9 protein-coding genes are annotated in these 9,127 nt (G+C 39.6%); 7 read left to right on the forward strand and 2 right to left on the reverse strand.

The window, feature by feature from the left end; genetic code table 11:
• From BLS16_RS18545 to BLS16_RS18555, 3 genes are read left to right on the forward strand one after another with little or no spacing between them, the layout of a single operon-like run.
• Positions 1 to 1,200 (forward strand): iron-containing alcohol dehydrogenase, encoded by a 1,200-nt coding sequence (locus tag BLS16_RS18545; RefSeq protein WP_092335148.1) that lies wholly within the window; start codon positions 1 to 3, stop codon positions 1,198 to 1,200.
• A 6-nt stretch (positions 1,201 to 1,206) separates the two neighbouring features.
• A complete protein-coding gene (locus BLS16_RS18550) occupies positions 1,207 to 3,105 on the forward strand; it encodes an aldehyde ferredoxin oxidoreductase family protein (RefSeq protein WP_092335149.1) in 1,899 nt (632 codons plus the stop codon).
• Positions 3,102 to 3,350: a MoaD/ThiS family protein gene (locus tag BLS16_RS18555; protein ID WP_034600250.1), complete on the forward strand. Its 249-nt coding sequence runs from the start codon at positions 3,102 to 3,104 to the stop codon at positions 3,348 to 3,350. Before BLS16_RS18550 ends, BLS16_RS18555 begins: the two co-directional genes overlap by 4 nt.
• Positions 3,351 to 3,356: 6 nt before the next feature.
• Here BLS16_RS18555 and BLS16_RS18560 read toward each other — a convergent pair whose 3' ends face one another.
• Positions 3,357 to 4,256: an RluA family pseudouridine synthase gene (locus BLS16_RS18560; RefSeq protein ID WP_092335150.1), complete on the reverse strand. Its 900-nt coding sequence runs from the start codon at positions 4,254 to 4,256 to the stop codon at positions 3,357 to 3,359.
• 325 nt (positions 4,257 to 4,581) lie between these two features.
• Positions 4,582 to 5,070, reverse strand: a complete 489-nt coding sequence (locus BLS16_RS18565) for a DUF2680 domain-containing protein (RefSeq protein WP_092335151.1) — start codon at positions 5,068 to 5,070, stop codon at positions 4,582 to 4,584.
• A 395-nt stretch (positions 5,071 to 5,465) separates the two neighbouring features.
• Between BLS16_RS18565 and BLS16_RS18570 the strand changes: the two genes are divergently transcribed.
• The 4 genes from BLS16_RS18570 to BLS16_RS18585 all read left to right on the forward strand — a co-directional run bounded on the left by BLS16_RS18570 (position 5,466) and on the right by BLS16_RS18585 (position 8,525).
• Positions 5,466 to 5,675 carry a helix-turn-helix transcriptional regulator gene (locus BLS16_RS18570; RefSeq protein ID WP_014903591.1) on the forward strand — a complete coding sequence of 70 codons (210 nt, stop codon included), beginning with the start codon at positions 5,466 to 5,468 and terminating at the stop codon, positions 5,673 to 5,675.
• Complete coding sequence (locus tag BLS16_RS18575) at positions 5,668 to 6,108, forward strand: DUF6773 family protein (protein WP_092335152.1); 441 nt, start codon at positions 5,668 to 5,670, stop codon at positions 6,106 to 6,108. Before BLS16_RS18570 ends, BLS16_RS18575 begins: the two co-directional genes overlap by 8 nt.
• A 399-nt stretch (positions 6,109 to 6,507) precedes the next feature.
• The gene (locus tag BLS16_RS18580) at positions 6,508 to 7,365 is read left to right on the forward strand and encodes a nitroreductase family protein (RefSeq protein WP_092335153.1); all 858 of its coding nucleotides are present in this window, start codon (positions 6,508 to 6,510) and stop codon (positions 7,363 to 7,365) included.
• Between the two features lie 194 nt (positions 7,366 to 7,559).
• Complete coding sequence (locus tag BLS16_RS18585; RefSeq protein ID WP_092335154.1) at positions 7,560 to 8,525, forward strand: RNA-guided endonuclease InsQ/TnpB family protein; 966 nt, start codon at positions 7,560 to 7,562, stop codon at positions 8,523 to 8,525.
• Positions 8,526 to 9,127 lie beyond the last annotated feature (602 nt).

Consider the following 9,127-nt stretch of genomic DNA (forward strand, 5'->3'; position numbering starts at 1 on the left):
ATGTATAAGTTATATTGTAGGATCTATCAAAGTGTTTTTAAAGCATTTGCTTACCTTTTGCCCTGGCGTGAGCCCGAGGTAATTCGGGGAGAAAACAGCTTGTGCAAGCTGCCCAGACTAATTATAAGCAAGGACATAGACAAAGTTTTAATAGTAACTGACAAGATGATTGCTTCTCTGGGACTTATGGATAAATTACTTATGGGCTTAACTGATGTAGGAGTAGACTACATTGTGTATGATGAAACTGTTCCAAACCCAACCATTGAGAACATTGAAGATGCATTACGATTGTATAAATCAAATAATTGCAGAGGTATAGTAGCTTTTGGCGGCGGCTCCCCCCTTGATTGTGCAAAGGGCGTAGGTGCGCGTGTCGCAAGGCCCAATAAGAGTATTTCTCAGATGAAGGGAGTATTTAAGGTCTTAAAAAGCATACCTCCTCTGTTTGCAGTTCCTACGACTGCCGGTACTGGAAGTGAGACCACGATTGCTGCAGTCATTACAGATGGCAGGACCCATGAGAAGTACGCCATCTCTGATACGTCATTAATTCCCCATTATGCAGTACTTGATCCGATGCTTACAGTTAATCTGCCGCCTCATATTACTTCGACGACTGGGATTGATGCATTGACCCATGCTGTTGAAGCCTATATTGGCAAAAGCAATACAAAAAAGACAAAAAAGTATAGTAGAGATGCAGTTAGGTTAATTTTTGCTAACATTTTTGAAGCCTATTCCAACGGAAAAAACCTAGCTGCACGGAAAAATATGCAAGAGGCTTCCTTCCTGGCCGGCTTAGCTTTTACACGTGCCTACGTAGGTTATGTCCATGCAATAGCCCATACTCTTGGCGGATTTTACTCTGTTCCTCATGGATTAGCTAATGCTATTATCCTGCCTTATGTATTAGAGTTTTATGGGGAATCAGCACATAAGCCCTTGGCAGAGCTGGCTGATTTAGTCGGTTTGAGTTCACCTGATGACACCCTTGAAAAAAAAGCAGTAAAGTTTATAGAAGCCATTAAAAGGCTTAACAAAAGCATGGACATCCCCACTAAAGTGAGTGGTATACTTGAGCGTGATATTTCTTTAATGGTAAAACGAGCACTTGCCGAGAGCAACCCCCTATATCCTGTACCGAAGATTATGTCCAGAGATGATATGACTAAGATTTATCATGTTATTAAGGAGTAGGTAAATATGTTTGGTTATGCTCAAAGAATAGCGACGATAGATTTGAGTAGTGGAATTGTTAAGGACTACCCAGTCTCTGAAAAGGACAGGGAAATGTTTTTAGGAGGCAAAACCTTAGCTGCTAAAATCTTTTATGATTCTTTCAGCAGTAAGGTGGAAGGGTTTTCTGAAGAAAACCTTATCGTTATTACCACCTCACCTCTTACTGGTTCAACCTCACCCTGTTCTTCAAGGTTTAATGTTTCTACGATTTCCCCTTTAACAGGTCTTTTGGTTTCTTCAAATTGCGGTGGAAGTTTTGGCTTGCACCTCAAGCGTGCAGGCTATGATGGATTGATAATTTGCGGAAAAAGTAAGAGTAGGGTATATATCGATATTACTGATGAGATTATTTCTATAAAAAATGCAGATCATTTATGGGGTAAAAATACCGGGGAGGCACAGGCGTTATTAGGTGGAAAAAACAAAGGTAAATTCGTTATTGGAATTGCCGGTGAAAATCTGGTAAGGTATGCTGCTGTTATTAGTGATGAACGAGCTGCCGGTCGTGGTGGAGTAGGAGCAGTGTTTGGCTATAAGAATCTCAAAGGGATTGTGGCAAGTGGTAAAGAAACGATTAAAATGTTTGACCAAGAGAGTTTTAAAAAACAGAATCTGGGCTGGATTAAAAAGCTCCAGTCCCATTTGCTAACTGGCGAACAAATGCCCAAGCTTGGAACTGCTTCTCTTGTCAGTATGATGAATTTTCGCAATTTGTTAGCCACTAAGAATTATACTAGAGGTAGTTATGCTGATTTTGAAAACATCAATGGTGAAACCTTAAAGCGAGATTATTTAATCAAGAATAAAGGATGTGTAACCTGTCCAATTCAGTGCGGCAGGGTAGTGAAAGCATACGGAAAAGCAGTTAAAGGGCCGGAGTTAGAGACATTAGGGTTGCTTGGCAGTAATTTACTTAACAAGGATATGCAAGGTATCATAAACTTGAATCACCTTTGCGATGAGTATGGTCTTGATACGATTAGCTTTGGCAGCACTGTTGGATTTGCCATGGAATTGAATGAAAAAGGTTTATGGAATAACGGCCTGAATTTTGGCGAATGCTCAGGGCTGGAGGAATTAGTTAAAAAAGTAGCAACTCGAGATGGAATTGGTAATGACTTAGCAGAAGGTACAAAACGTATTTCCGAGAAATATGGGGGCAGTAATTTTGCAATGAATGTCAAGGGTATGGAACTTGCTGCATATGAACCTCGTGCAGCACAGGGAATGGGATTAGGGTATGCTACTTCAAACAGAGGCGGCTGCCACCTAAACGGCGGATATCTGGTTGTGCTTGAAGGGCTTGGCTTAAATGTTAGTGGAAAGACCGCAAGGGGGAAAGCTGCCTATACAATCTTCTTTCAAGATTTAATGGAAGTAGTATCAGCAGGAGGAACATGTCTGTTTACAACTTATTCCTTATTACCCCAGGCCTTAATTAATAATCCTAATCATAGTTTAGTCAGGTTAATTAACAAACTTATACCGTCATATGGCTGGCTGGTGAGTTTTTTGCATAACCATTCCTGGTTAATGAGCTTTAATCTGAAGGGTACACTACCTTACCCAAATGCTATTAAAACAGTGACAGGCTTCAAAATGAATATTGGCAACTTCTTAACAATTGGGGAAAGAGGATACAACCTAGAAAGACTTATCAATATTCGACAGGGTTTAAGAAGCAGTGATGACACTCTGCCCAAGAGACTTATCAATGAACTCCAAAGAGCGGATGACTCTGATAGTAAGGTGAAACTGGAAGAAATGATTAAAGACTACTACAGAATTCGAGGTTGGGATGAGCAAGGTGTACCAACAAGACGCAGACTGAAAAAGCTGGGTCTAGAAGGTTATTATCGATGATTACTGTCAAGTTTTTTGGATTAATTAGTGTGGATTACAACATAAGGCAGATTCTTGTAAAAGAAGGTTCTGTAAAACAAGCGTTAGAAGAGATAAGGAAAAGCTGTCCCCACATTCCGGAACAGCATCTCATGAAGGCACTATTGTTTGTCAATAAACAGCACCTCAGCGGTAATAAGCGTTTTTCCGTGCTACTCAAAGATGGTGATGAGTTAGCGTTAATCAATCCTTCTAGTGGAGGGTAACATTATCTATTTATGACTTGAGTAGTGTTCCAGAACTCGAAGGAAATTAGTGGGCTCAGGAGCTTGAACGTTAATTTCGTGCAGCTCAACGGGATGGGAGAAGTGAACAGAAATGGCATGTAAGGCTTGCCCATTTATGAGATTTGAGGCTTTTCCATACATTCCATCGCCAATAATTGGATGTCCAAGATACGTTAAATGGACTCTTATCTGATGCGTCCTTCCAGTTTCGAGAGTTAGTTCCAGCAAGGAAGCGTCTGAAAGCCCTTGGACTGTCTTGTAATGCGTTATAGCTGGATCCCCTTTGGGGTTAACCGCTCGTCGGTTCGGTTTGGTAGGATGAGATCCGATGGGTGCATTGATTGTTCCAGATGGAGGGTCTACAATTCCTTGAACTAAGGCTTGGTAAGTTCGTTTCAGACTGCCTTCCTTTAACAATGTCTCCAGGATTGTTTGAGTACGACTGTCTTTAGCAAAGACAATACACCCCGAAGTTTCTCTATCAAGGCGATGTAATGGTCGTATTGTGCAGATTACTCCCTGTTGTTGAAAATAGAAGGCTAGGTAATTACTTAATGTACCACTGGAGGTTTGGCCTGTCGGATGCACTAATAGGCCTGAAGGTTTGTTTAAGACGATTAGATAATTATCTTCATACAATACCTCAATTGATCCTGGCTCTGGTTCGACACCGTAGGAAGAATCCTCTAAAGATAGTACGCGTAAAACATCTCCGCCTTTAACTTTCTTCTGTAAGAATACGGCCTTATTATTCTGCATAATACCTTTTAGGCGTGTGAGTTTCTGGATTTTCCTTCCGGAGTACATTTGAATCTGTTTTAAGTAGCTTTCAACTGTAAGACCTTGATGTTCTTCAGTAACTAAGTAGGTTTTGTAGGATTTCATATCACCAATTCCAATCTATCGGATAATTAATAAATCTCCGAATCTGTGGTTGCTTTAATTGTGATTTTTGTAGCCTAAGCGGATTATACCCTTGGTACGCTTCCTCTAGACTACCATGTTTTTACTCGTAATCATACTTAAACCCAGAGGGATTTTGGATTGAAATTCCTTGAAATGTTATGTGACCCAGATGACTTTTATAAATTCAAGTTAACTTATTTGTGTTGGTGCTTTACAATAGAGACAGATGGTTGATAAAAGTGCTTTCTATCAAATACAGCTAGGTAGCGTAATGCTACCTAGCTGTATTTTTGTGGAATTAATTCTAGTTTATAAGACAGGTTCCACTGCCCATTCTGCTGCCGAAACTCCCTCCGGCGGCTGAACCTGCTTGCTTGCCTTTACGGCCCGCACCTTGGCCCATTCCTTGTCCCATACCAAATCCAGTTCCCGCGCTTTTCCCGATACCATTGCCGGTTCCATCACAGGTTGCTTGATTTGATTTGAGAGAGTTATAAATAGCGTCTGCTTGTTCTTGGGTGATCTTTCCATCAGCAACTCTTTGGTCTAAGACCAATTTCTTCTGCTCGAGAATTTGAGCCTTAAATTCTTCTAGTTTTCCTGCTTCATCGGCAATGGTTCCGTATGTTTTTCCATCAGCTCTTTCAGTAGTGACTTGTTCTACTGTTTTCCCAGTTAAACCAGCTGTAATCTCTGCTGGCGTAGTGCCGGTAACTGCAGCAAAAGCAGTCCCTGTTACTCCCAGTAGTCCAACGACGGTAGCAGCAATGAGGTAAGTTTTAATTTTTTTCATAATCTCGTTAGCCCCTTTCACATCTAAGTAGATCTTATATTTGAAGTATAATCAGCATATGTGTCAAAAGTATGACAAATAAGTATTTGCGCCTTATAATTTAAATATTAGTAAAGAACATAATTATTTTAAGGAATATGGTTTCCTTTATTCAGAGCACAGAACCAAGGGCTGATGGACATATTGCCTTATGGTAATGAGTGGATTTGAATTTAAATTTTTTTGAGAGCGTTATTTCGTTGGAATTTTTTAGCCTTCCATTATGAAGTCAGTGGAAGGCTTAAGTTTTGTCTTTTTACCACTCCTTTATCACTGTGACAAATAATAATGATATAATGTAATATATAATTGACACAAAGTTAAAAAGATGCTACTATAAATCTAAGAGGTGTTGTATGAGTAAAAATTTGAAGTTAAAAGCTTCGAGAGCAGCTAAAGACATGTCACAAAAAGATTTAGCCGCTGCTACTGGAGTAACTCGACAGACTATTAATGCCATAGAAAAAGGGGACTACAATCCATCGATAAAGTTGTGTATTGCCATTTGTAGGGTTTTGGAAAAAACTCTCGATCAATTATTTTGGGAGGAAGATGAAAATGCATAAAAGTGAATTGGATGAAATGCAATTACAAAAGCGAAATAACATAGGAAATCAAGTTTACATGATTCTTTTTTACCTTCTCTTGCTAGACATAGGTCTCTATGGGTTTGGGTTTCGTTGGTTAAATTATCCCATGAATGTTGTAGTAATTATGAACGCGTGTATGGCCTATTATTTGGTACGGATAATATGGAATAAGTCATACGTAGGACCTAAAGTTAAGGCTAAGAGTCTTGGACGTAGAATTGGCATAGTTATAGGTTTGGCTGGATTAGTGGCAGGGATTACAAGTGTTCTTTTAAAAAATGGATCATTACTAACAGTTTCAACAGAGGATAATAGCGCAGTGATTCTTTTCATAGTTTCAGTGGTATTGCTTATAATTTTGGCAGTTGTGAGCCTAATTTCTAAGTGGCAGGCTAGAAGCGATGAGTGATAAATGGATAGTAATTGACCTATCTAATGGATATGTATGGAAATGAGTTTTGCCAGTAATAATAGAGTTAAACTGTTTGATTGGAGGTGCCTTAAATGGGTGACAAAAGTCCCAAGAACAAAGAGAAAATGAAGAAGAAGGCTGAGAAGAAAGTTATAACTCCAATATCCTAGTTTAAACCTCAAAAAGCTAATTGTAATCTGTTGCTTATGACTTCGGGGTATTCCGGGGTCTTTTCTTTGGAAACAAGAAAATGATAGTTGTGCTGACATGTATTTTAGATAGATTAAATAACTTATTGTAAACCTGTAATGTATAGAATTATTTGATATACTTATGGAACTTGGAACAAGTTGGTTTCAGAAAAAGGCCCTACGATTGCTGAGGAGGTTTTATAGTTTGAATGAAGGTTTATTCGGAACATCAATTACAGATATAATAAAGAAGCGGATTTCTGTTCGAACATACATAGACCGACCATTGACACCTGAGTTAAAGGAAAAAATTCAAAAATATTTTCCAGTGTCGACAGGTCCCTTTGGAGGGCATTTGCGATTTGATTTTCTTGAAAGTAATATGTTTAAGGAATCAAACGTAAAGCTTGGGACTTATGGTGTGATACGAGGTGTTTCAACCTATCTGGTTGCCGTGATAGAGAAAGGCTCCAGAGATTTAGAGGATTTTGGATATTTATTAGAGAAAGTGATTTTATTAGCTACGTCTTTGGGGCTGGGAACTTGTTGGCTTGGTGGTACTTTTAAAAAAAGTGAATTTGGTAAAGCAATTGAGCAAAAAGATCAAGAGATATTACCATGCATTACACCAATTGGTTATCCTAGTAGCAAAAAAAGTTTGATCGATTCTGCTATGAGATTCACTGCTGGATCAAAAAACAGAAAAGAGTGGGATGAGCTTTTTTTTAGTGGAAATTTTGGTCAACGACTTTCTAAAGCAGAGGCTGGGAAATACTCAATTCCTTTGGAAATGGTTCGGTTAGCTCCTTCAGCATCTAACAAGCAACCATGGCGAATTATAAAGGAAAATAATAAGAACCATTTTTTTCTTCAGCATACTAAAGGTTACTCCAAATTTATGGCTTACGATTTGCAAAGAGTCGATATGGGAATTGCTATGTGTCATTTTGAACTTACTGCTCAAGAACAAGGTATTAAGGGAAAATGGGAAATTAGCGATCCGGGGAGTATTAGTAAACCCCTTGACACTGACTATGTGGTAAGTTGGGTTGAAGAGGTATAGATTATATTTATTTTTTATCATCTTGCGGCGAGAAGACTCCCATCCTCTATAGGTGGTGAGATGAATCGCCGTCACAAAATATTGCCAGAACACCTGTTCCAAAACTGTTCCTTATGTGGTAAAATAAGTGTATAGAACATTGGAGGGGGTGTTCAAAATAATCCGAGTCTTAAAGACAACGTTCCATACTATACATGGATGCTCGAGAAAATGCCCATAAAGCAAGGGCATTGGGATTCAGCCAAATTCGGTACCCTTACAAAGAAAAAAAGCATTTCAATACTAATATGGAAAAAAGATGGGTTTCGGGTTGGCGAAAACGGAAAAATCGAGTTAAGTTTGGGCTTTTCAGGGGTAAACGTCAAAAACCTATAGTGGTTCGAGTCAAGGATTTGCCCTCCGGCAAAATTAAGGAGATTGAACTTATCTATGACTGGGGTCTGCGGTTAGCTATAGCCTATGATGACGGCATAACTCCCAAAGAAAATGATCATCTTGGTATTGCGGCAATAGACCTGGGTGAGATCCACACCATAGCTTCAGTTTGTGATAATGGTCGAGGAGTGATCATTACCGGTCGGAAGATCCGAAGTCTCAAACGATTACGTAATAAGAAAATGAAGGAACTGCAAAAGAAGATAGCCAAATGTCAAAAAGGTTCTCGTCAATGGAAAAAGTACCGGCGAGCTTTGTACTACGTCTTGGGTAAGAGTGATGCCCAGTTGACAGATGCCCTTCACAAAACCACCCGTAAATTCGCAAATTGGTGTATGGAAAATAAAGTAAAGGAAGTCGTTGTAGGCAACATGGAGGGTGTACAGCGAAATACTTCTCCCAAAAAGAAAAAGAACAAGCGCAAACGTTCTCGCAAACATAATCAAAAGATGTCTCAATGGCAATTTGGTCGAATCACAACCTACCTGAAATACAAATTGGCAGCCGAGGGAATAAGTTTACAAAAAGTCGATGAATCCTATACAACACAAACGTGTCCCGTTTGTGGGAGGAGAAAGAAACCATCCTCTAGGAATTACAGTTGTACTTGCGGATATCAGGAACACCGGGATATCCACGGAGCGAAGAACATCTTGAGCAACTACAAATATGGGAAGTTCCGGGAACTATCATTGGATCAACAAAAGTATCTACGGATCGCCTAAAGCGGGAAGTAGTAGATGCCATGAACCTGGCCCGTATGCAACAATTGCATATAGTTGCCGGCCTTACCGAAATAATGTACTCGCGCCTCGGTGAGGTATCTCTAAGCGAGATGCCATTGAGACATATTTTGGGCTTGCCGGAAGCCCCTACCTCTAATTGTAGTGTAGGTGGGGGAGGTTCACTCAGAGTATAAAAATAGTTTAATCAGCAAATGCTAGATATGCCGTACTAAATACCCCTAGGTTATTAGATTAATTTTACACATTGACAACCTTAGTTGAAGATGCTAATATGTACTTCCGGCCAAGAAAAAGGCCGAACACTTAAACAACAAGTTTTAAAAATAGTTATTGACAACGAGAGTAGGAAATGCTAAGATGTAATTCCGGCCCAAACGGGTCGAAACAAAAATCCTGATCTTTGGTCACCTCCCGCCATCCTGCAAGATGGTTAATACGTGCGAAGACAATGTCTTCGGGCTCCGGTGACACTCAGACCATCCATGGTCTTTGAAAACTAAACAACAAGGACAGCCAATGAGAGAAACTCGCAAGAGTTTCAAAATAAATCATGAGTCAATCATCTTCTTCTAATGAGGAGT

The sequence above is a fragment of the Desulfosporosinus hippei DSM 8344 genome, from assembly GCF_900100785.1.
Lineage (GTDB): Bacteria > Bacillota > Desulfitobacteriia > Desulfitobacteriales > Desulfitobacteriaceae > Desulfosporosinus > Desulfosporosinus hippei.